14 protein-coding genes and 1 pseudogene are annotated in these 20,204 nt (G+C 71.9%); 5 read left to right on the forward strand and 10 right to left on the reverse strand.

The features are described 5' to 3' along the window. Nucleotides 1-120 precede the first annotated feature (120 nt). Entirely contained in the window at nucleotides 121-651 is a 531-nt protein-coding gene (locus ACGFZQ_RS37785; protein ID WP_393844194.1) for a hypothetical protein, read from the reverse strand. 323 nt (nucleotides 652-974) lie between these two features. On the opposite strand from ACGFZQ_RS37785, the gene ACGFZQ_RS37790 reads away from it, so the two are divergent. Continuing rightward, nucleotides 975-1,397, forward strand: a complete 423-nt coding sequence (locus ACGFZQ_RS37790; protein ID WP_351744828.1) for a subtilase-type protease inhibitor — start codon at nucleotides 975-977, stop codon at nucleotides 1,395-1,397. A 133-nt stretch (nucleotides 1,398-1,530) separates the two neighbouring features. Here ACGFZQ_RS37790 and ACGFZQ_RS37795 read toward each other — a convergent pair whose 3' ends face one another. Further along, on the reverse strand, nucleotides 1,531-1,914 hold the full coding sequence (locus ACGFZQ_RS37795; protein ID WP_393844195.1) for an STAS domain-containing protein: 384 nt from the start codon (nucleotides 1,912-1,914) through the stop codon (nucleotides 1,531-1,533). A 214-nt stretch (nucleotides 1,915-2,128) separates the two neighbouring features. Continuing rightward, nucleotides 2,129-3,634: an MFS transporter gene (locus ACGFZQ_RS37800; protein WP_351744834.1), complete on the reverse strand. Its 1,506-nt coding sequence runs from the start codon at nucleotides 3,632-3,634 to the stop codon at nucleotides 2,129-2,131. Between the two features lie 152 nt (nucleotides 3,635-3,786). On the opposite strand from ACGFZQ_RS37800, the gene ACGFZQ_RS37805 reads away from it, so the two are divergent. After that, nucleotides 3,787-4,605 carry an alpha/beta fold hydrolase gene (locus ACGFZQ_RS37805; RefSeq protein WP_393844196.1) on the forward strand — a complete coding sequence of 273 codons (819 nt, stop codon included), beginning with the start codon at nucleotides 3,787-3,789 and terminating at the stop codon, nucleotides 4,603-4,605. A gap of 24 nt (nucleotides 4,606-4,629) precedes the next feature. Here ACGFZQ_RS37805 and ACGFZQ_RS37810 read toward each other — a convergent pair whose 3' ends face one another. Continuing rightward, on the reverse strand, nucleotides 4,630-5,343 hold the full coding sequence (locus ACGFZQ_RS37810) for a VOC family protein (protein ID WP_393844197.1): 714 nt from the start codon (nucleotides 5,341-5,343) through the stop codon (nucleotides 4,630-4,632). Between the two features lie 243 nt (nucleotides 5,344-5,586). Here ACGFZQ_RS37810 and ACGFZQ_RS37815 point away from each other — a divergent pair, with 243 nt between their 5' ends. Continuing rightward, nucleotides 5,587-6,117, forward strand: coding sequence for an SRPBCC family protein (locus ACGFZQ_RS37815; RefSeq protein ID WP_393844198.1), 531 nt, complete (start codon nucleotides 5,587-5,589; stop codon nucleotides 6,115-6,117). A 4-nt stretch (nucleotides 6,118-6,121) separates the two neighbouring features. Here ACGFZQ_RS37815 and ACGFZQ_RS37820 read toward each other — a convergent pair whose 3' ends face one another. The 5 genes and pseudogenes from ACGFZQ_RS37820 to ACGFZQ_RS37840 all read right to left on the reverse strand — a co-directional run bounded on the left by ACGFZQ_RS37820 (nucleotide 6,122) and on the right by ACGFZQ_RS37840 (nucleotide 13,194). Further along, entirely contained in the window at nucleotides 6,122-8,938 is a 2,817-nt protein-coding gene (locus tag ACGFZQ_RS37820; protein ID WP_393844199.1) for an NHLP bacteriocin export ABC transporter permease/ATPase subunit, read from the reverse strand. Nucleotide 8,939: 1 nt separating this feature from the next. Next, nucleotides 8,940-11,171 carry an NHLP family bacteriocin export ABC transporter peptidase/permease/ATPase subunit gene (locus ACGFZQ_RS37825; RefSeq protein WP_382537052.1) on the reverse strand — a complete coding sequence of 744 codons (2,232 nt, stop codon included), beginning with the start codon at nucleotides 11,169-11,171 and terminating at the stop codon, nucleotides 8,940-8,942. Further along, nucleotides 11,168-11,974, reverse strand: coding sequence for an HlyD family efflux transporter periplasmic adaptor subunit (locus tag ACGFZQ_RS37830; RefSeq protein WP_351744848.1), 807 nt, complete (start codon nucleotides 11,972-11,974; stop codon nucleotides 11,168-11,170). Before ACGFZQ_RS37830 ends, ACGFZQ_RS37825 begins: the two co-directional genes overlap by 4 nt. Nucleotides 11,975-12,095: 121 nt before the next feature. Next, complete coding sequence (locus ACGFZQ_RS37835) at nucleotides 12,096-12,311, reverse strand: type A2 lantipeptide (RefSeq protein ID WP_351696982.1); 216 nt, start codon at nucleotides 12,309-12,311, stop codon at nucleotides 12,096-12,098. A 482-nt stretch (nucleotides 12,312-12,793) separates the two neighbouring features. After that, nucleotides 12,794-13,194, reverse strand: a pseudogene (locus ACGFZQ_RS37840) (thioesterase). A 207-nt stretch (nucleotides 13,195-13,401) separates the two neighbouring features. Between ACGFZQ_RS37840 and ACGFZQ_RS37845 the strand changes: the two are divergent. Further along, complete coding sequence (locus tag ACGFZQ_RS37845; RefSeq protein WP_393844200.1) at nucleotides 13,402-14,814, forward strand: S1 family peptidase; 1,413 nt, start codon at nucleotides 13,402-13,404, stop codon at nucleotides 14,812-14,814. Between the two features lie 90 nt (nucleotides 14,815-14,904). On the opposite strand, the gene ACGFZQ_RS37850 is transcribed toward ACGFZQ_RS37845, so the two are convergent. Then, a complete protein-coding gene (locus tag ACGFZQ_RS37850; RefSeq protein WP_393844260.1) occupies nucleotides 14,905-17,064 on the reverse strand; it encodes a SpoIIE family protein phosphatase in 2,160 nt (719 codons plus the stop codon). Between the two features lie 651 nt (nucleotides 17,065-17,715). On the opposite strand from ACGFZQ_RS37850, the gene ACGFZQ_RS37855 reads away from it, so the two are divergent. Continuing rightward, nucleotides 17,716-20,160, forward strand: a complete 2,445-nt coding sequence (locus ACGFZQ_RS37855; protein WP_393844201.1) for a SpoIIE family protein phosphatase — start codon at nucleotides 17,716-17,718, stop codon at nucleotides 20,158-20,160. Nucleotides 20,161-20,204: the final 44 nt, after the last annotated feature.

The following is a 20,204-nucleotide window of genomic DNA, read 5'->3' on the forward strand; positions in this document are numbered from 1 at the left end:
CCGGTGGCCGTCCCCGAGGGGGTTCTGCCGACGCTAGAGCCCGGGTCAAGCCGGTGGCCAGAGGACTGTTCATCCAGCTTTCGCAGCGACAGTGGATGATTCGGCCATCGCCGGACGGTCTCAGTCCTGGTCGGCGTCCGGTCCCTGGGCCCGGACCCGCTCGACATGCTCCAGCGAGTCGCGGAGCTCGGCCAGCCAGTCGTCGGTGTGTTTCTGGACCAGCCGCACGCACCAGGCCAGTGCCTCGCTGCGGCTGCGTGCCACACCTCCGGCGATCAGCGTGTCCAGCACCTGGCGCTCGGGCTGACGGAGCCGGGTCATCACCGGCGCGGCCACGTGCGTGAACAGCGCCCGCTGCCCGGCGCACTCCACACCCCAGGACACCTTGCGCCGGAACTGGTGCTCGGCCTCCCGGGCCACCCCGACCCGGGTCTCCCGGGTGCGCTCCCGGAACTCCTGGATCCGGCCCTCCACGGAGGCCTCCCGCTCGGCGTCCGAGACGCCCTCCGCCAGCTTGGGCCCGGGGATGCGCCCGACGACGGTGATCTCCTCGCGGTCCACCGTCACCTCGACCAGTTCCTCGAACAGGTCGTCGGGCAGCCGGCCGGCGAACCAGCCGCGCAGCTTCTCTCGTTGCTCTTGAGTAATCATGTAATGACGATTACTCCGTTGCAGCACAAAGGCAAGGGCTTGCGGCGAAGTCCGCCGACAGCGGAAGCGGAATGTTTCAGGACGATTAACGAAGTGATGAGAACCGGCCATCCGACCGTTTCGAGCGATCAAGAACCGCTCTGTTGTGCGGTCGACGCGCGCGAATTCCGTGACTTCACGCCACTGATTCAATACGCAAGGTTACTGAAACCTGTGGGTTCGATGTGTGTTTCGACGGCGGACTCGGCAGAGTGGCGCCCGCCGCCCCAGCACCCACCGGGCCGTGGGCGGCACCCGTCGAATCAAGCGGAAGGATGCACACAATGCGAACCACCGCGCGCTGGGCAGCGACCCTCGGCCTCACGGCCGCCGCCGTCTGCGGGCCCCTGACCGGGGCCGCCGTCGCCGCCCCGAGCTCGCTCTACGCGCCCTCGGCCCTGGTGCTCACCACGGGCCACGGCACCGACGCGGCCAGCGCCACGCCTGAGCGCGCCGTCACCCTGAACTGTGCCCCGGCCGCGTCCGGCACCCACCCGGCGGCCGCCCAGGCCTGCGCCGAACTCAGCGGCGCCGGCGGCGACTTCGACGCCCTGGCGCCCAGAACCGACGTGTGGTGCACCAAGCTCTACGATCCCGTCGTGGTCACGGTCGAGGGCGTCTGGCAGGGCAAGCGCGTCTCCTACGAGCGCACCTTCGGCAACCAGTGCATGAGGGACGCCTACGGGGTCAGCGTCTTCTCCTTCTGAGCCCGGGATCGCACGGTCCTCGTGACTGCCGGAACAGGTCCGCAACTGGGGAGTGCGGCCCCTGGAACGGGGAACCTGCGATCTCGCACCGAGGGTCGGCGGGCGGTGTGGGGCTGCCCGCCGACCCTCGGCATCACCGCCGCTCCCCGGCGTTCCCGTCCCGGGGAAACCCGGGGAGCGGCGGAAATCGCCCCAGCAGGCCCGAGGCCCTGAGCAGCCGCGGAACGCGGGGCCCTTCGCACACCAGCCGCAGCCGCCCGCCCCGCTCCCTGGCCCGCGCCTCGGCGCGGCACAGCACCCGCAGCCCCGAGCAGTCGAGGAAGTCCAGCCGCCGCAGATCGACGAGCACCTCCGGCTCGGCCCCGGCGGTGGCCGCGAGCAGGTGCTCGGCGACCAGCTCCTCGGTGGCGATGTCCACCTCGCCGAAGACCTCGACGACGAGATACGTCCCGCACCGGCGGGTCCGCGCGCAGGAGTTGGCGGCGGGCAGCCCGGGTTCGTCGGCTTCCGGCGTCATCTCTGCTCCCCCTGGCACAGGGCGCGTACGGGACCGGTTGGTACCCGCCGGGAGCGCCTGCCATCCCTGATGCGGGCGGCGCAAGATCAGGTTCACTCGACTCGGTGAATTTCTCTCAAGTGGCTTGACTTGAAGCGGTTCGCGAAAGGCGAAGGGCCGCCGTCTCCCTGCTGACGGCGACCCCTCGGTCTTCGGCGGCTCTCCGAAGCTCACGTCACATGTGAACGACCGGCGCCGCGTCCGCGTCCTGCTGCGGAACTCCCTTGCGGAACAGCAGGAAGGCGATCACCGCACCCGCCGCGAACATGCCGGCCGACCACCAGAACGCGGTCGTGTAGCTCTCGATCGTCGCCTGGGCCTGCACCAGCTTGCTGGTCGCGTCCCGGCCGGTCAGGTAGTCCGTCGCCGCGCTCGCCGCGAGCGTGTTGAGCAGCGCCGTACCGATCGAACCGCCCACCTGCTGCATGGCGTTGACCGTCGCGGAGGCGACACCCGCCTCGTCGGCCGTCACCCCGCCCGTGGCCAGCTGCATGGCCGCCGGCATGACCAGGCCGAGGCCGAGGCCGGTGATGACCAGCTGCGGGAGCACCGCGCTGACGTAGCTGGAGCCGACGCCGATGTCGGTCAGCCAGGCCATGCCGACCGCGGAGACCGCGAAGCCCAGCGGGACGACCGCCTTCGGGCCGATCCGCGGTACCAGGACCTGGGTGCCGACCTGTGCCGTCACCATCAGGGCGCCGATCATCGGCAGGAACGCCAGACCGGTCTTGGTCGGGCTGAAGCCGAGGTTGAGCTGGAGGTAGTAGGTGAGGAAGAGGAACACGCCGAACATGCCGCCCGCGGAGATCAGCACGGCGAGGAACGAGGCCGCCCGGTTGCGCTCCAGCAGGATGCCCAGCGGCAGCAGCGGGTACTTGGCCTTGGTCTGCCACCAGGCGAAGGCCGCCAGGAGCACGACGCCGGCCAGCAGGAAGCCCCAGGTCAGCGGCGAGCCCCAGTCGTGCGTCTCGGCGTTGGAGAAGCCGTAGACCAGCGAGAACAGACCGGCCGCGACCAGGACCGTGCCCGGCACGTCCAGCTTCGCGTTCCCGGCGTCGCGGTGGTTGTGCAGCAGCGCCATGCCGCCCGCGAAGGCGACGACGGCGATCGCGACGTTCACGTACAGCGTCGAGCGCCAGTCGAACGTGTCGGTCAGGACACCGCCGAGCAGCAGACCCACCGCACCGCCGGCACCGGCGATGGCGCCGTAGACGCTGAACGCCCGGGCCCGCTCACGGGCGTCGGTGAACGTGGTGTTGAGCAGCGAGAGCGCGGTCGGGGCGAGCAGCGCGCCGAAGGCACCCTGCAGGGCGCGCGCGGTCACCAGCATCCCGAAGCCGTTCGCGGCACCGCCCAGTGCCGACACGGCGGCGAAGCCGACGACTCCTATGAGGAAGGCGGTCTTGCGGCCGAACAGGTCGGCGATCCGTCCGCCGAGCAGCAGCAGGGAGGCGAAGGAGAGGGCGTACGCGGTCACGATCCACTGGCGGTTGCCGTCGGAGAATCCGAGGTCGGCCTGGGCGGACGGCAGGGCGATGTTCACGATGGTGGCATCGAGCACCACCATCAGCTGGGCGACGGCGATGACCGCGAGGATCCACCACCGCTTGGAGGAGTCGGCGGCCGGCGGTGCCTCCGTGGCACCGACGCGGACGTCGTCGGTCAGGGTCTTCTCAGACATGGGGGAACCACTCCAGGGAAGTCGTTCGGGATTTACCGAGAAACCGCGTCGATACGACGGCCTGCCCGGCTGCGAACGAAACGGTTTCGTACACATCAAGCGTAAAGCACTTCCAGCGAAACGGCAACGTTTCGCAGGGACGGAGGTCGATCATGGTCAACGGCAGGCTCGCGGGGTACGGCGCGGAGCTCTACTACGAGGTACGGGGCGCCGGTCCGGCGCTGCTGATGATCAGCGGCGCGGGCGGGGACGCGGGCTACTACTCGGCGATCGCCGAGGATCTCGCGGACGCGTTCACCGTGATCACCTACGACCGGCGCGGCAACTCCCGCAGCACCGGCCGCACCGGCACCCCGACCACCCTCGGCGAACAGACGGCGGACGCGCACGCGGCCATCGCGGCCCTGGCCGACGGCCGCGCCCTGGTGTTCGGCAGCAGCGCGGGCGCGATCATCGGCCTCACCCTGGCCGCCACGCACCCGGAGGCGGTGTCGGGACTCATCGCCCACGAGCCGCCGGCCGTGAACGTCCTCCCCGACGGCGACCCGGCCCGCGCCTTCTTCCCGGAGCTGGCCGCGGCCTATGCCGAGGGCGGGGCGCCGGCCGCGGGTCGCCGCTTCGCGCGGGGGGTGCGCGGCGAGGGCACCTACCGCTGGCCGGACGAGCTCTGGAAACGCTTCCTCGGCAACCAGGACCACCTGTTCACGGCCGAGTGGCCCGCCTTCGCCGCCTTCCTCCCCGACGAGGAGGCGCTGCGCTCAGCCCCGTTCCCGATCATCCTGTCCGCCGGCAACGAGGACCGCGGCACGTACTACGCCCGCCCGTCGATCGAGATCGCCCACCGGATCGGCGCCCCTTGGGCGGAGTTCCCGGGCATCCACATGGAATACCTGCGCAACCCGGCTCCGTTCGCGGCGGCGGTACGGGTGCTGGCCACGCAACTGCGGGGACCGGTGGGCTGGGCGCGCTGACCGCGGCTCAGGTGGGCTCCGGCCTCACCGGTGCGTGAGCACGCGGAACTCGTTGCCGTCGGGGTCGGCCAGCAGCACCGCGCCGTTCTGGCCGTGGGCGGAGTCGAGGCGCTTCGCCCCCAGGGAGAGCAGGCGCTCCACCTCCGCCTGCTGATCGCCGTCCGCCGCGAGGTCGAAGTGCAGGTCCTTGCCGGGGTTCTGCATCAGCGGCGGACCGCCCCAGGTGAACTTCGTACCGCCGTTCGGCGACTGGATGGCGGTCTCCTCGTCCTGGTCCCAGACCAGCGGCCAGCCCAGTGCGGCGCTCCAGAAGTAGCCCACGGCCTGCGAACCGTCGCAGGCGAGCGCTCCGACGAAGCCGGCGTCGGCGAGGAAGTCGTTGCCCGGCTCGATGACACAGAACTCGTTGCCCTCGGGGTCGGCGAGCACCACGTGGGACGCGTCCGGTCCCTGGCCGACGTCGGCGTGCCGCGCGCCGAGGTCGAGCGCCCTGGCCACGGTCTCCCGCTGGTCCTCCAGGGAGGAACTGGTCAGGTCGAAGTGCAGCCGGTTCTGGGCGACCTTCCGCGCCTGGGTGGGACGGAAGCCGAGGCGGTAGCCGGCGGCGTTCCCGGATGCCAGGGAGACGTCGTCGTAGGAGACGTCCACCTTCTCCGACCTCAGGACCCCCGACCAGAACTGCGCCAGGCGCTCCGGCTGGTGTGCGTCGAAGGAGATTGCGATGAGCCGGCTGGTCATTGCGCCACGCTTCCTCGGTCTGTTGAGCGCCAACTGTCGGCAGGGCCATGTCTGCACCTCGGACGAGGGTAGGTGCAACCCCCCTGCGCGGATCCACTGGTTTTCCGGTCCGCGGTACGCAGGCCGGCGCCGATCGCTTCGGGCGTACCGCGCGGCAGGTCGTCCGTCGTCGGCCGGGTGGGAGTGAAAGAGTCGGAGGGGGAATACGGAAGCGACTGCACATTCTCCGGAGGACTGATCCCCATGCCCGCCGAACTCACCGGTACCTTTCTCACCCTCGGCGACGGCCGCCCCGCCGTCCGGTTCACCCGTACCTACGACCAACCCGCCGAGCGCGTCTGGAAGTTCGTGACCGATCCGGACACGTCGGCTCACTGGTTCCCGTCGCGCCTCGACATCGAGCCGCGCGACGGCGGCACCGTCCGGTTCAGCGGCGACCCCCGCCAGGCGAACGCCACAGGCACGGTGCTCGCCGTCGACGAACCGCGGCACCTGTCCTTCACCTGGGGCGGCGACGAACTGGACTTCGCCCTCGAAGCACTGGACGCGAAGCGCACCCGGTTCACCCTGACCCAGGCGCTGGCCGAGGAGAACGCGGCCGCCCGCAACGCCGCCGGCTGGGAGGTCTGCCTGCTCGCCCTCGACGCCCTGGCCCGCGGCGACGGACACGCGGGCCCGCATTCCGAGGACGCCGCCGACTGGCGGGAGTTCTACGACGCCTGTCTGGCCGCCGGATTCCCCTCCGGCGCCGCCATCCCCGGCCTGGACGCCTGACCGGTCACGCCAGCTGCCGTCGCACCAGCTCGTGCAGGCGCCCGCCGGTGTCGGCGAGCAGCTGGGCCGGCGGGCCCTGCTGGGCGACCTTGCCGTCCTCCATCACGACGACCCGGTCGGCGTCCATGACCGTCGACAGCCGGTGGGCGATGACGATCCGGGTGGCGTTCAGCTTGCGGGTGCTCTCGATGACCGTGCGCTGGGTGTCGTTGTCCAGGGCGCTGGTGGCCTCGTCGAAGAAGAGGATGCGGGGCCGCCGGATCAACGCCTGGGCGATCATCAGCCGCTGCCGCTGGCCGCCCGAGATGGCGCCGCTCCCGGCGACGATCGTGTGCAGCCCCATCGGCATCCGCTTGATGTCCTCGGCGAGACCCGCCATCTCGGCCGCCGCCATCGCCTCCTCGGCCGTGTACGGCTCGGTGCCGCAGATGACGTCCAGGATCGAGCCGGTGAACGGCTGCGCGTGCTGGAGCACCACCCCGCACTGCCGGCGCACCGCGGACTGGTCGAGCGCGCCCAGGTCCTGGCCGTCGTACAGCACGCTCCCCGAGACCGGTTTGTCGAAGCCGATCAGCAGCCGCAGCAGGGTCGACTTGCCGCAGCCGCTGGGGCCGACGATCGCCACGAACTCGCCCGGCCGCACCGCGAAGGAGACGTCGTCGAGGACGAGGGGACCGTCGTCGGCGTACCGGAAGGAGAGGCGGCGGGCCTCGATGCCGCCGGACAGCGGGCCGGGGCGGGTGCTGGCGGTGCGCACCTCAGGGGCGGCCTCCAGGACCGGCTTGATCTCCTCGAACAGCGGCAGCGCGGCCACCGCCGACACGAAGGAACCGGTCAGCTGGGTGACCGAGGTGAGCAGCATCGTCACCGACGTGTTGAAGGTGAGGAAGGCCGCCGCGTTCATGGCGCCCTTCGCCGGGCCCGCCAGCAGCATGAACATCAGCAGGGTGCAGACCGGGAGATAGACCGAACCCAGCACCGAGGTGAGGTTCTTGATCCGGCCCACCTTCTGCTGGAGTTCCCGGCTGCGTGCGAACTCGCCCGCCCAGGCCGCGTACGCGTAGTTCTCGGCCGCCGCCACCCGCAGCTTGGGCAGCCCCCGCAGGGTCTGGAAGGCCTGGTTGTTCAGCTTGTTGCCGAGCACCACGAGCTTGCGCTGCCAGCGCACCTGCCACAGCCCGAGCCCCAGGAACAGCGTGCCGATGACGACGAGCATGGCAAGGGCCGCCAGCGCCATCGGGACGCTGTACCAGAACAGCAGGCCCAGGTTCATCACCCCGACGGTCACCGACTGGGCGACCACCGGGCCGACGCCCGCCAGCAGCCGGCGGATCGCGCTGATGCCCATGGCCGCGCTGGCCAGCTCACCGGTCGAGCGCTGGGTGAAGAACTTCGTGGGCAGCCGCAGCAGCCGGTCCCAGACGGCCGGCTGGAGGGTCGCCTCGATCCGGCCCTCCAGGCGGAGGATGGTGAGGTTCTCCAGGAGGGTGAACGCGGCCGCCACCACCGCGCTGATCATCACCGCCAGGCAGACCTGCACGATCAGGTTCGTCTGGGCCTTCGGCACGTACTCGCCCAGCACCTTGCCGGTCGCGATCGGCACCAGTGAGCCGATCGCGACGGTCACCAGCCCGGCGAGGATCAGACCGCCGAGGTCGCCGCGGGTGCCGTGCAGACTGAACCGGAGCAGGCCGAGCGGGGTGAGCGCCTTGTCGGGCAGCGGGCGGTAGAACATCACCGCGCGCGGCTCGAACTCCTCGGCGTTCGCCTTCTCGATCGGCGTCTCCCGGCCGGTCGCCGGATGGACGGCGACATAGCCGCCACGCCGCCACAGCAGCGCGACCGGAGCGCCGGACAGGGCCCGGTGTCCGACGAGCGGTCCTACGTTGTCCCGCCACCAGCGGCCGTCCAGGCGTACCGCCCGGATCCGCACCCGGGACGCCAGGGCCACCCGTTCGACCGGGTCGACGCGGTCGCTCTCGGTGCCGCTCTGCGCGGGCTCGGCGAGGGTGATGCCGGCCGCCTGGGCGACGAGCTTGCAGGCCGCGTAGGAAGCATCGGCGTCGGCGGCGGTCGTCCGCTTGGCCGCCTTGCCGATGGAGGCCAGCAGCGTCCGGTCGGCCTGGGCGCGGACCGCCTCACCGGCCTTGATACCGGCCGCGGTGCGGGTCTCGTGGGTGTGCTCCAGCTGCTCGATCCACCGGTCAAGGGTGGTGAGCAGGCGGTACTGCTGGTCGACCACGCTCTGCCACAGCGCCGGGTCCATCAGCAGGTCGGCGGCCGCCTCCGCGCCGTACAGCGAGCCGTACTGCACGCTGCCCGGCGGCACCTGCATCCAGAACACGTCGTCGTCGGTGGGGGCGGCGGCCCGCTCACTGGCGGCCATCGGGGCCTGGAAGAGGATCGACAGGCCGCGGCCGACGCCGAGTGCGAGCGCGTACTCCAGGGGGCTCGTGGTCGGCGGCACGTACTGCGGATTGCCGTACTCGTCGTAGGACCAGGTCTGGGTGGCGGCGGGCTGGTACAGCTCGCGCAGGCCGATGCGGTGGACCACGCAGTCCCGCAACGGGCGGGCCACCAGGGTGTGCTGGGGTCCGGCGACCGGGCCGAGCAGAAGGGCACCGGCCTCCAGCCGGCCCAGATGGTGCCAGTGACCCTGCTCTTCGGCGTCCACCGCGAACAGGTCCAGGGCACCGGACACCACCAGCCACAGCACCTGCGGCCCTTCGAGGTCCAGCCGGTTGAAACCGGTGCAGTCGATCCGGGCGCCCAGTGAGCCGAGCGCGCCGAGAACGAGGTCGCCGTCGTCTGCGGTCGTCATCTCATCGCTCCCTGACCAGCGCGGCGTACGCCCCGCCGTGTGCCACCAACGCGTCGTGCCGCCCGCGCTCCACGATCGTGCCGTGCTGGAGCACGACGATCTCGTCGCTGTCGCGGACCGTGCTCAGCCGGTGCGCGATCACCACGCAGGCACAGCCGCGCCGGCGCAGGTTGTCCATGACGGTCAGCTCGGTCTCGGCGTCCAGCGCGCTGGTCACCTCGTCGAGCACGAGGATGCTCGGCCTGCGCACCAGCGCCCGCGCGATCTCCAGGCGTTGCCGCTGGCCGCCGGAGAAGTTACGGCCGTCCTGCTCGACTCTGCTGTGGATGCCGCCGGGCCGGCGCGTCACCACGTCGTACAGGGCCGCGTCCCGCAGCGCCTCCACCACCGCCTCGTCCGGGATCGACGGGTCCCACAGCGCCACGTTGTCGCGCACCGAGCCCTCGAAGAGGAAGACGTCCTGGTCGACGAAGGAGACGGAGGCGGCGAGCGCGCCGCGCGGGATGTCCTCCAGGCGCTGCCCGTCGATGCGGATCACGCCCTCCCAGGGGGCGTACAGGCCCGAGATCAGCCGGGAGACCGTCGACTTGCCGCTGCCCGAGCCGCCCACCAGGGCCACCTGCCGGCCGGGGCCGACGGTCAGGTCGAAGCCGGTGAGCAGGGGTTTGTCGAGCGGGCTGTAGCCGAATGTGATGTTCTCCAGCTCGACATGGCCGTGCAGACGCCGGGTGGAGTCGCCGGAGCCGGGGCGGGCGTAGATCGGGTCGGCCTGGAAGTTCTCCACGTCCTTCAGACGGGCCACGTCGGCCGCGAAGTCCTGGATCCGGCCCGCGACGCCGTTCAGTCGGGTCAGGGGCGCGGTGAAGCGGGTGACCAGGGACTGGAAGGCAACCAGGAGGCCGACCGAGATACCGCCTTCGATCGCCCGCATCCCGCCGATCCACAGGATCAGCGCGCTGTTGAGGGTGGCGAGCGTCGGTGCCACCACCCCGAGCCAGGCGCTCGGCACCCCGAGCCGTTGCTGTTCCTCCAGCGTGCTCGCGTGCTGCCCGGCCCACTTGCGGAAGTAGCCGTCCTCGCCGCCGGTCGCCTTCATCGTCTCGATCAGCTGGAGACCGGTGTAGGAGGTGTTGGTGAGCCGGGCGGTGTCCGCGCGCAGCTTGGCGGTCCGGGTCGCGCGCAGCCGTACGACGAACCGCATCGCCACGATGTTCAGCAGCGCCACGCCGATGCCGAGGAAGGTGAGCTGCGTGTCGTAGGTGTAGAGGAGCACCGCGTAGAGGACCACGACCACCGCGTCCACGCCGGCCGCCGCGAGGTCGCGGGCCAGGGTCTCGGCGACCTGGTCGTTGGACTGCAGGCGCTGCACCAGGTCGGCCGGGCTGCGCTGGGAGAAGAAGGTCACCGGCAGCCGCAGCAGATGGCGCAGGAAGCGGGCGCTGGACAGGGTGGAGGAGACGATCCGGCCGTGCAGCAGGTTCGCCTGCTGCAGCCAGGTCAGGGCGAGGGTGAGCAGCACGCAGGTGCCCATCGCGGCGAACAGCACGGTGAGCAGCGAGGTCTGGCCGCCGATGAGGAACATGTCGATGTACTGGCGGCTGAGCGCGGGCACCGCCGCGCCCACGACCACCAGCAGCAGGCTGGCCAGCACCGCCGCCGGCATGGTGCCCGCGGTGCCCCGCAGCCGGGCCGGCATCGCGCCGAGGACACCGGGTTTGCGGCCGCCCTTCTCGAAGCCGTCGCCCGGCTCCAGGACCAGCACGACGCCGGTGAAGCTGCCGTCGAACTCCTCCATGGGCACGAACCGGCGGCCCTTGGCGGGGTCGTTGACGAAGACGCCGCGGCGGCCGAAGCGGCGGCCCATGCCGTCGTAGACGACGTAGTGGTTGAACTCCCAGAACAGGATCGCCGGGGCCTGCACGTCGGCGAGGGCGGCCAGGTCCATCTGCATGCCCTTGGCGGTGAGGCCGTAACTGCGGGCCGCCTTCAGCAGGTTGCTGGCGCGCGAGCCGTCGCGGGAGACACCGCAGGCGATCCGCAGCTCCTCCAGCGGGACATGGCGGCCGTAGTGGCCGAGGACCATGGCGAGGGAGGCGGCGCCGCACTCGACGGCCTCCATCTGGAGCACGCTGGGGGTGCGGACCGTGCCGCCGCGCCCCTTGGGCACCGGTCGCTTGGGCGGGGCGGCACGCCGGCGGCCGCGGTTCTCCTGGGTCTCCTGGGCGGTGGTCACGGGAGCAGCCAATCGACGGGGTGCTGGTCGGCCAGCCGGATCGCGCCCGAGGCCAGGGTCATGGAGTCGAGCCCGAACGGCGGTCCGTCCGCCGAGGACCACTTGTAGCCGCTCTTCGTCTTCTTCGACGGGTCCAGCCGGACCAGGACCGCCACCGGGCGGCCCTTCCGGCTGAACTGCTCGCCGAGCTGGCTGTCCCCGAGGAACGCGGAGATCGACTGGGCCGACTGGGCGGCGCGGTCCACCGACTTCACATGGCCGCGCAGCACTCCGTACTCCTGTGTCGACACCGAGGACACGGTCAGGTCGACCGGGGCGTTCGCGGGGATGGCGGAGGCGTTCTCGGCGGGGACGTAGACGGTGGCGTAGAGCGGGTCCGAGGCGTGGGCGATCTTCTCCACGGCGGCGACGTTCGCACCGGTCTGGATGATCTGCCCGATGGTGGCGGCGAGCGCGCTGATCCGGCCCGCGGCGACCGTGCGCACGATCGAGTCGCCCTGGCTGGTGTGCACCTTGAGGACGGGGGCGTTGGCCGGCAGCCGTTCGCCCTGCTCGGCGAGGACGGCCGTGACCTGCCCCGCGACCGGGCTCTGCAGGATGTAACTGCCCTGTCCGTGGGTGAGGATGGCCTGCGCGCTCACCGTGGAGGCGACCGAACCGGTCACCGCCCACACCGAGGCCGCCGCCATCACGACGACCGAGACGGACAGCGCGAGCCAGCCCTGAGGGCGGGCGAAACGCACCGGAAGATCGAGCTCCTCCGGCGACTGGAGCTTGGCGAGGGCCTGTTGGCGGAACTGCACGGAACTTCCCTCACCTGTGGGAGAGACGCTGGTGAAAGGGGTGCTTCAGGGAGGTGTCCCAAAACACCCGAGAGCCCCGGGCCGGGGTACGGCTCCGGGACTCAGCGGCAACGAGGTGCGATCAGAGACCGGCGACCAGGTTGGTGACCGGCTGGGTGTTCAGGCCGGTGACACCCTCGACGGTGCCGACAACCGTGTTGACCAGGCCGGAAACCGGGGCAACGCCGTCCACCAGGCCGGTGACGGTGCCGAGAGCGTTCAGGGCGAGGCCGCCGGAGACGTTGTCGAGCTCGGCGTCGGAGATCTCGACGGTCTCAACCTGGGGGGTGGAGTTCATGATGGAACTTCCCTTCATATGGATATTCACAAGGGGGAGAACGGCCCCCCAACGGCCCTATGGGGACAGTACGGATGGCCGCTACCGCAGGCGCCTGGCGCCCGTCTCCGGAAGCCGTCGGCGACCTTGCGGTGCGATGGATCAAAGCACGCCCGCGGTCCGAGCATCCAATCAACCATGCGTCTCACCTGGGAACTTGAGCCTCAGGAGGGCCCATCCGTGCAGGCGTGGGCACGGCTTGTCGGCGACTCCTTCACACACCGCACGACTTCGCCCCAGCCGCACAGCTTGCCCCTCGGGCGGCGAATCCGGCACTCCGCGCCAAAGCCACGGCTCGGGCGTGCGGTTGTGCAGATCCGGCGCTCCCCGTGACCTGCTTGGGTATTGGATGTGCAGATTCCCTGAAGCAAGGATTCCGGTACGTGATCGCAACGGACCGTCGATGAACGATTGCTGACCGTGTCCGTCCGGGGTGCGGATCTTCATCCCAGGAGTGCCTGGACCGTGCCCGCCCGGGCCGCGAGCGCCCCCGACCGCCCGTCGCTCATCGTGATGTCGGCGAACGCGGTCCGGCTGCCGAGTCTGCTCGGCACCGCTCCGATCAGGACATCCGAACCGCTCACCGCGCGCATCGACGACGTCGACCGCCGCACCGCCGTCATCGACACGAAGCCGCCCCGGGCCGCCGGGGCCGCGATCACGGCCGCCGCCATCAGAGCCTGCCCCGACAGCCCGCCGCCCGCCCGGGACAACCGGTCTGACCAGGCAGACGCGGCAACGCCCGGTCCTCGCCCACCGCCTCGACGGAGAGCCCGAGACCGAGCACCCAGAGGGCGAAGCCGGCGGAGCGGATCTTGTCTCCTTCGACGGCGGTCATCGTCATATGGGGGATTGGTCCCGGGCCCGCGGCGCGGCACGCACCACCGCCGCGAGACCCGCGCGGCGTGGCCGATTCGCCCTCGGTCAAAGGAAGTTAAGAAACGGAACTGAACGCACCACGTGACCCGCCCGTACCTATGGCCATCCAGGCGCCGCTCACGAACGACTGCCCGAACACGGCAGACACTCCGTCCCTTGGAGGTCGAGAAGTTTGAGTCACAAGCGAATTCCGAAGCGCAAGGCCGCTATCGCGGTGGGCGGTGTCGCCGCGCTCGGAGCTGCGGCGTTTCTGCTGCCGATGGCCAACGCGTCTCAGGACAACGCCTCCGGCGCCACTGCCACCGCTCCCAAGACGCTCAAGTCGGCGACCGACGCCTCGGATCTGGCCGCGCAGCTCCAGGACCTGCTCGGCCAGGCCTTCGCCGGTTCCTACTACGACAGCGGCAAGCAGCAGCTCGTCGTCAACGTCATCAACGGCGACAACAACATAGTCGTCCAGGCGGAGAAGGCCGGCGCGGTCGTCCGCCAGGTGCAGAACAGCAACTCCGAGCTGGCGGCGGTCGCCAGCACGCTGAAGACCAAGGCGACCATCCCGGGCACCGCCTGGGCCGTCGACCCGAAGACCAACAAGGTCGTGGTCACCGCCGACAGCACCGTCACCGGCACCAAGTGGGACACGCTGGAGTCGACCGTGCAGGGCCTCGGCTCGGACATGGCGACCCTCAAGAAGTCGTCGGGCACCTTCAAGCCCCTCGTCTCCGGCGGCGACGCGATCTTCTCCCAGGTCGCCGACGGCACCGTCCGCTGCTCCCTCGGCTTCAACGTCACCGCCTCGGACGGCAGCCCCGCCTTCCTGACGGCCGGGCACTGCGGGGTCGCCGCCAAGGACTGGTCCGACTCCGAGACCGGCGAGCCGATCGCCACCGTGGACCAGGCCACCTTCCCCGGCGAGGGCGACTTCTCGCTCGTCAAGTACAACGACCCCGCCACCCAGGCGCCGAGCGAGGTCAACGTCGGCAACGGCCAGACCGTCGCCATCAACCAGGCCGTCGACGCCACCGTCGGCGAGACGGTGTTCCGGATGGGCTCCACCACCGGGCTGCACGACGGTCAGGTCACCGGCCTCGACGCCACCGTCAACTTCCAGAGCGAGACCGACCCCAACGGTGTCGACACCGTCACCGGCCTCATCCAGACCAACGTCTGCGCCGAGGCCGGCGACAGCGGCGGCTCGCTGTTCACCCAGGACGGCGGCGCGGTCGGTATGACCTCGGGCGGCAGCGGCGACTGCACCTCCGGCGGCGAGACCTTCTTCCAGCCGGTGACCGCCGCCCTCCAGGCGACCGGCGCGACCCTCGGCGACGCGGGCGCCGGTGACGCCGGGGCCACCGCCGACCCGTCCGCGACGGCCGGCGACGAGAACGGTGCCGGCGACCAGGCCGGCGGCGACCAGATCGGCGGCACCGCCGACCCGTCCGCGACGGCCGGCGACCAGAGCGGCGTCGGCGACGAGACCGGCACGGGCGACGAGACGGGCACCGGTGACGAGACCGGCACCGGTGACCAGTCCGGGACCGGTGTGAACGACGGCTCGGCGGTCGACGACGGTTCATCGTCGCACTGATTCACCACCCGCCCTGCCAGCGGTTCCGGCCGGTGGTGGACGGTCCGGCCCTCCGGCGGGAGGGCCGGACCGCATCGCACCCCGCGGCCGTCAGCCGACGGGACATGCTCTGAGCAAGAGCACCGCAACGTCGTCGACACGCTCCTGCGCCGCCGCACTGTGCCGCACGAGCGTGTCGGCGAGTTTGTCCAGCGGCTGGTCGCCGTTCTCCGCGAGCAGCTCGCCCAGATCGACCAGCGCGTCCTCGATGTCCACACCGGGCGATTCGACCAGCCCGTCGGTGTAGAGGGCGAGCACCGAGCCCGGCGCCAGCGACACCTCGGTGGTCGGGTACGTCGCCTCCGCGTCGATGCCGAGCAGCGGGCCGCCGGCCAGGTCGAGCACCCGCACCCGCCCGTCCGGGCGTCTCAGCAACGGCGGCGGATGCCCGGCCCGGGCCATCACCGCCCGCCCCCGCGCCGGATCCAGCCGCAGATACAGACAGCTCGCGAACAGATCCGACCCGAAGTCGATGAGGAGCCGGTTGGTGCTCCGCATCACCTCCTCCGGCGCCTGCCCGACGGTGGTGAAGGCTCGTACCCCGGTGCGGATCTGGCCCATCAGCCCGGCCGCCGTCACGTTGTGCCCCTGGACGTCCCCGATCACCGCCGCCGCCAGCGGCCGGGTCGGCACCAGGTCGTAGAAGTCGCCGCCGATCTCCATGCCGTGCATGGCGGGCAGATAGCGCGCGGCCGCCTCGATGCCGGGCGGCGGGGTCAGCGAGTGCGGCAGCAGGGCCGCCTGGAGACCGTGCGCCAGCTGGTTCTTGGCGTCGTAGAGCAGGGCCCGCTCCAGCGCCTGCGCGACAAGCCCGCCGAGACTGGTCAGCACGGCGCGCTCGTCCGCGGGGAAGGCATGCGGCTCGGCGTAGGCGAGGACACAGGTGCCCACCGGACGGCCCGACGCGATCAGCGGCAGATACGCCCAGGCGGCGAACCCGTCCGGGGCCTTGTTCCGGCCCGGATACAACCGTTCCAGCTGCTGCTTCGACTCGAAGAACGCGGGCACGCCAGTGTTGAGGACATGGGTGCCGGGCGTCCGTTCGGCCAGGGGCAGGCCGTCGAAGCGCTCCACGGTCCGCGGATCGTCGTACCCGCGCTGCCCGAGGACGTGCAGCCGTCCGCCCCGGGACCCGAGGATCACCAGCGCCTGGCTGCCGACGGCCGGGGCCACCTCGTCGGCGACCAGCTGCACCACGTCCTGCACACCGACGGCCTCCGTCAGTGCCCCGGCCAGGCTCAGCACCTGCGAGATGGTGACCAGCCGGGAACCGGGCGCCGCGTCGGCGCGCGGCAGCGCGCCCACCATCTCGGCGACCGCCCGCGCCCGGCTGATCCGGGTGGTCAGCCCGGTCGTGCTCGGATACATCCGGAACGAAAGCCAGTCGCCCGGCGGCTTCAGCGCCACGAACGACGTCACATGCTGGCTGATCAGCGCGCCTCGGTAGCGGTCCTCGTACATCGGGTCGTTCAGCCAGGGCACCGACACCCACGGCTGGGTGCCGAGCAGGTCACCGACCGGGACGCCGAGCAGCTCGGCCGCCGCCGCGTTGGCGAACGCGACCCGCCCGTGCAGATCGAGCGAGACCAGCCCGTACGGCAGCCGCGCCACCATCCGCGCCGCCTCCACCGTGCCCAGCGTGCCCGCCACCCCGGACGCCGGCGCCGCCAGCAGATCCGGCTCGGCCCGCAGCGCACCGTGCTCCCGGCCGGCCCGCTCCAGCCGCTTCGCCAGCCGGTCGGCCGCCGAGGTCAGCTGCGCCCGTTCCCGGTCGGACAGCACCGTCGGATGCGAACCGGGCCAGGTCACGTACAGCGCCCCGTACACGGTGTCCGCCGTCGCCACGGGCACCGCGGCGAGCGCGAACGGATAGGGCAGCACCACAGAGATCCGCGGATACCGGCGCGCCATCTCCTCCTCGCCGCCCACCCACACCAGCCGCCGCTCCCGCACCGCCTCCGCCACCGGGATCGGCGTGCTCAGCCCGACCCGCTCCCAGGGCGCCACGAAGGCCCGGGGCAGCCCCGCCGTCACCGCCATCTCCAGGACCGGCTCGTCGGCGGCGAGCAGATAGATCGCGCCGGAGTGCGCCTGGACCTCCTCCATCAACGAGGCCAGCGCGAACGACAGCAGCGGCGGCCGGCCGGACCGGGTGGCGTCGGCCGTTGTCTCCTGCGGGTCCGCCGTCGCCGGCGCGGGAGGGGCCCCCATCCTGTCGGACACGCCCGACCACCTCCTCGTCCGGCCGCGCGTCGCGTCCTCGGGGTCAAGACTCCCTCGTGGCGGCGAGGGGCGCACGGCGAGAGCAACACCGGTCGCCGTACCGGGCCGCCTCCGCGTACCCCCGTTCGCCCCGGCACATTCCGCGGCAGCCGGAAGCGCGCGGCGGCGATCGGGCGCCGGGCGTGCGCCCCCGCGCACCTTGCCGGCCGGCGCAGGTCGGAAAGGATGTACGGACGGACCCACGCCGGCTACGGCGGCGCACCGTCCGGGCCCACCGGCGTCATGGCCGGCCAGGCTCCGGAGCGCTGCGTGCCGGCCCTCCGGCACCGCGCGACGCGCCGTCGCGGACAGCGGCTTCGTCTGCGGGCGCGCCCGCTCCGAGCCGGTCGGTCGCGTCGTGGAAATGCCCGTCGACGAGCGCGTACACCTCGTACCGCCTGTCCATCCGCATCCCCCCGGTGGCCCGCCCCGACACTCGCAGGGCCCGCACGGTCGCGGACGGTCAAGCCGTCCCGAGGCCACCGTGCGGAACGCACGGGTCAAGACATGTCCGGTGCCTTTCGAGCGCAACGGACCCCCGGCTTCCACGGAACGGTCACAGGGGCTGCGCAGACGCCTCATAAGCGCTGTAATGGCGGCGTGGTCAGTGAGGGCGCTGCGGTACGCGGAATCAGAACGGAGCGCGCCGAAATAGCCCTCGAAACGCTCACGGGCGATCCCGGCGCACCCGACCGGCTCCGGCGTGTCCTCGAACAGGCGCTGGTGTTCGCCGGCGCCGCGTTCGCCGGGGTGTACACACCCGGCGACGACGGCACCGTGCTGCGGCTGGCCGAGTCGGCCGGACTGCCCCGCACCTTCTTCGGACTGCGTGACGCCTACCCGGCCGTGGGGCGGTCCCTGGCCGCCGAGGCCTACGGCACCGGGCGGCCCGTCTGGCTGGCACCCGAGGAACTGGCCGACTGCCCGGACGCGCGGCGGACCCCGTCCCAGGAGTTCTCGCTGGCCGTCCTGCCGGTGCCCGGCCGCGCCGGACTCCTGGTCGTGGTCGGCGAACGGGACGGCGGGTTCGGCCCCGAGGACCGCGCCTGCCTGGAACTGATCGCCGACGCGATCGCCCTGCCCACCCCGCTCCCCACCGTCTCCGACACCGGCGAACTCCCCGCCGACGCGTTCAGCCTCGCCATGGACACCGGCCGGATCAAGGTCGGCGACGGCATCCTCGGCCTCTTCGGCATGAGCCGGGACGACTTCGACGGCAAGGTCGAGACCCTGCTGGGCCGCACCCTGCCCGAGGACGTGCCCGCCCTGATGTCCGTGGTCGAGGCCGACCACATGTCCATCGGCGACCGCGAGCTGGAGTTCCGGATCCTGGAGCCCTCCGGCTCGCCCAGGTGGCTGCGGCTGCGCGGCCGCATGGTGCCTGCCGCCGAGGGGCGCCCCGCCCGGCTGGCCGGCACCGTCGCCGACGCCTCCACGCTCCGCTCCGACGTCACCGACGTGGCCCGGGTGCAGCGGCTCGCCGCCGCGCTGGCCACCGCCGGCACGGTCAAGGACGTCAGCCAGGCCGTCGCCACCGCCCTGCGCGGACCGCTCAAGGCCGACCGCATCGCCCTGGCCGAACTGGAGAACGAGCGTCTGGTCGTCACCGTCCTGGACCCGCCCGCCGCCGAGTCCTGGCCCGAGCTGTGGCGCACCGAATGGCGCACCGAATGGCCGGACGCACCGGTGCGCGCCATGCCCACCCTGGCCACCGCCCTGCGCGAGGGCCGCCCCCGGATCTGGCCCGTCACGACCGCCCTGGAACCCGCCCTCGCCGAGGTCGGCCCCGGCGGCCTCGCCGTCCTCCCGCTGCCCGCCGGCGGCCGGATGGCCGGGATCTGCCTGATCGGCTGGGACAGCCCGCACGACTTCGGATCCGACGAACGCGCCCTGCTCACCGCCGCCGCCGGCCTCGCCGGGCAGGCCCTGATGCGCGCCCACGCCTTCGACGCCGAGCACGAACTGGTCGGCATGCTCCAGCGCGCCCTGCTGCCCCGCCGGCTGCCCCGGCTGCCCGGCGCGCTCGCCGTCGCCCGCTATCTGCCCCCCACCGAGGGCCTGGAGGTGGGCGGCGACTGGTACGACGTGATCCCGCTGACCGACAACCACGTCGCCCTCGTCATCGGCGACGTCCAGGGCCACAGCGCCGCGGCCGCCACCCTGATGGGCCAGATGCGCACCGCGCTGCGCGCCTACGCGGCCGAGGGGCACACCCCCGACGTGGTCGTCTCGCACACCAACCGGCTCCTCATGGACATGGAGAGCGACCTCTTCGCCACCTGCTGCTACGTCGACGTCGACATGGAGGCCGGCACCGCCTGGTGCGTGCGCGCCGGGCATCTGCAGCCGGTCCTGCGGCACCCGGACGGCACCACCGAGATCGCCACGGCCGAGGGCGGCCCCCCGCTCGGCGTGGTGGACCAGGCCGACTTCCCCATGACCCAGCTCAGCCTGCGCCCCGGCACCCTGCTCGCGCTCACCACCGACGGTCTGGTCGAGTCCCCCGACACCGACATCGACGACGGCATGGAACGCTTCGCCCGCCACCTCGGCGCCTCCGATCCCAGCCACCTCGGGCTGGTCGCCGACGGCCTGCTCGGCAACGCCCACCGCACCGACGACGTCGCCCTGCTGCTGATGCGCTACGACGGCATGGCCGTGCGCCCGCTGCGGGAGAGCTGGACGGTGTGGCGGGTCCCGGAGGCGGCCCGGCACGCCCGCCGCTTCAGCCGCCGCACCCTGCGCTCCTGGAGCGTCACCGACGACGCCATGGACACGGCCCTGCTGGTGGTCTCCGAACTCGTCACCAACGCCCTGATCCACACCGACGGCCCGGTCCGGCTCGACCTGACCCTGGTCGACCACCGGTTGCGGATCGCCGTCGCCGACGCCTCACCGCGCAGCCCGGTGAAGCCCGCCAGCATCGGCTGGGAGGCCACCGGCGGGCGGGGGATCCTGCTCGTCGAGGCCGTGTCGGCCGCCTGGGGGACCGTGCCGGTCAGCGGCGGCAAACAGGTGTGGGCGGATCTCGTCCTGGAGGACTGAGGGGCACGGGGGCGGTCACCCGGCTCTCTCGGGAGGCGCGGTGA

The sequence above is a fragment of the Streptomyces sp. NPDC048254 genome, assembly GCF_043201895.1.
GTDB lineage: Bacteria > Actinomycetota > Actinomycetes > Streptomycetales > Streptomycetaceae > Streptomyces.

Bases quoted from the DNA above. Each gene is read 5' to 3' on its own strand.
- ACGFZQ_RS37785 (WP_393844194.1), bottom strand. From the start codon at position 651: ATGATTACTCAAGAGCAACGAGAGAAGCTGCGCGGCTGGTTCGCCGGC.
- ACGFZQ_RS37790 (WP_351744828.1), top strand. From the start codon at position 975: ATGCGAACCACCGCGCGCTGGGCAGCGACCCTCGGCCTCACGGCCGCC.
- ACGFZQ_RS37795 (WP_393844195.1), bottom strand. From the start codon at position 1,914: ATGACGCCGGAAGCCGACGAACCCGGGCTGCCCGCCGCCAACTCCTGC.
- ACGFZQ_RS37800 (WP_351744834.1), bottom strand. From the start codon at position 3,634: ATGTCTGAGAAGACCCTGACCGACGACGTCCGCGTCGGTGCCACGGAG.
- ACGFZQ_RS37805 (WP_393844196.1), top strand. From the start codon at position 3,787: ATGGTCAACGGCAGGCTCGCGGGGTACGGCGCGGAGCTCTACTACGAG.
- ACGFZQ_RS37810 (WP_393844197.1), bottom strand. From the start codon at position 5,343: ATGACCAGCCGGCTCATCGCAATCTCCTTCGACGCACACCAGCCGGAG.
- ACGFZQ_RS37815 (WP_393844198.1), top strand. From the start codon at position 5,587: ATGCCCGCCGAACTCACCGGTACCTTTCTCACCCTCGGCGACGGCCGC.
- ACGFZQ_RS37820 (WP_393844199.1), bottom strand. From the start codon at position 8,938: ATGACGACCGCAGACGACGGCGACCTCGTTCTCGGCGCGCTCGGCTCA.
- ACGFZQ_RS37835 (WP_351696982.1), bottom strand. From the start codon at position 12,311: ATGAACTCCACCCCCCAGGTTGAGACCGTCGAGATCTCCGACGCCGAG.
- ACGFZQ_RS37850 (WP_393844260.1), bottom strand. From the start codon at position 17,064: ATGGGGGCCCCTCCCGCGCCGGCGACGGCGGACCCGCAGGAGACAACG.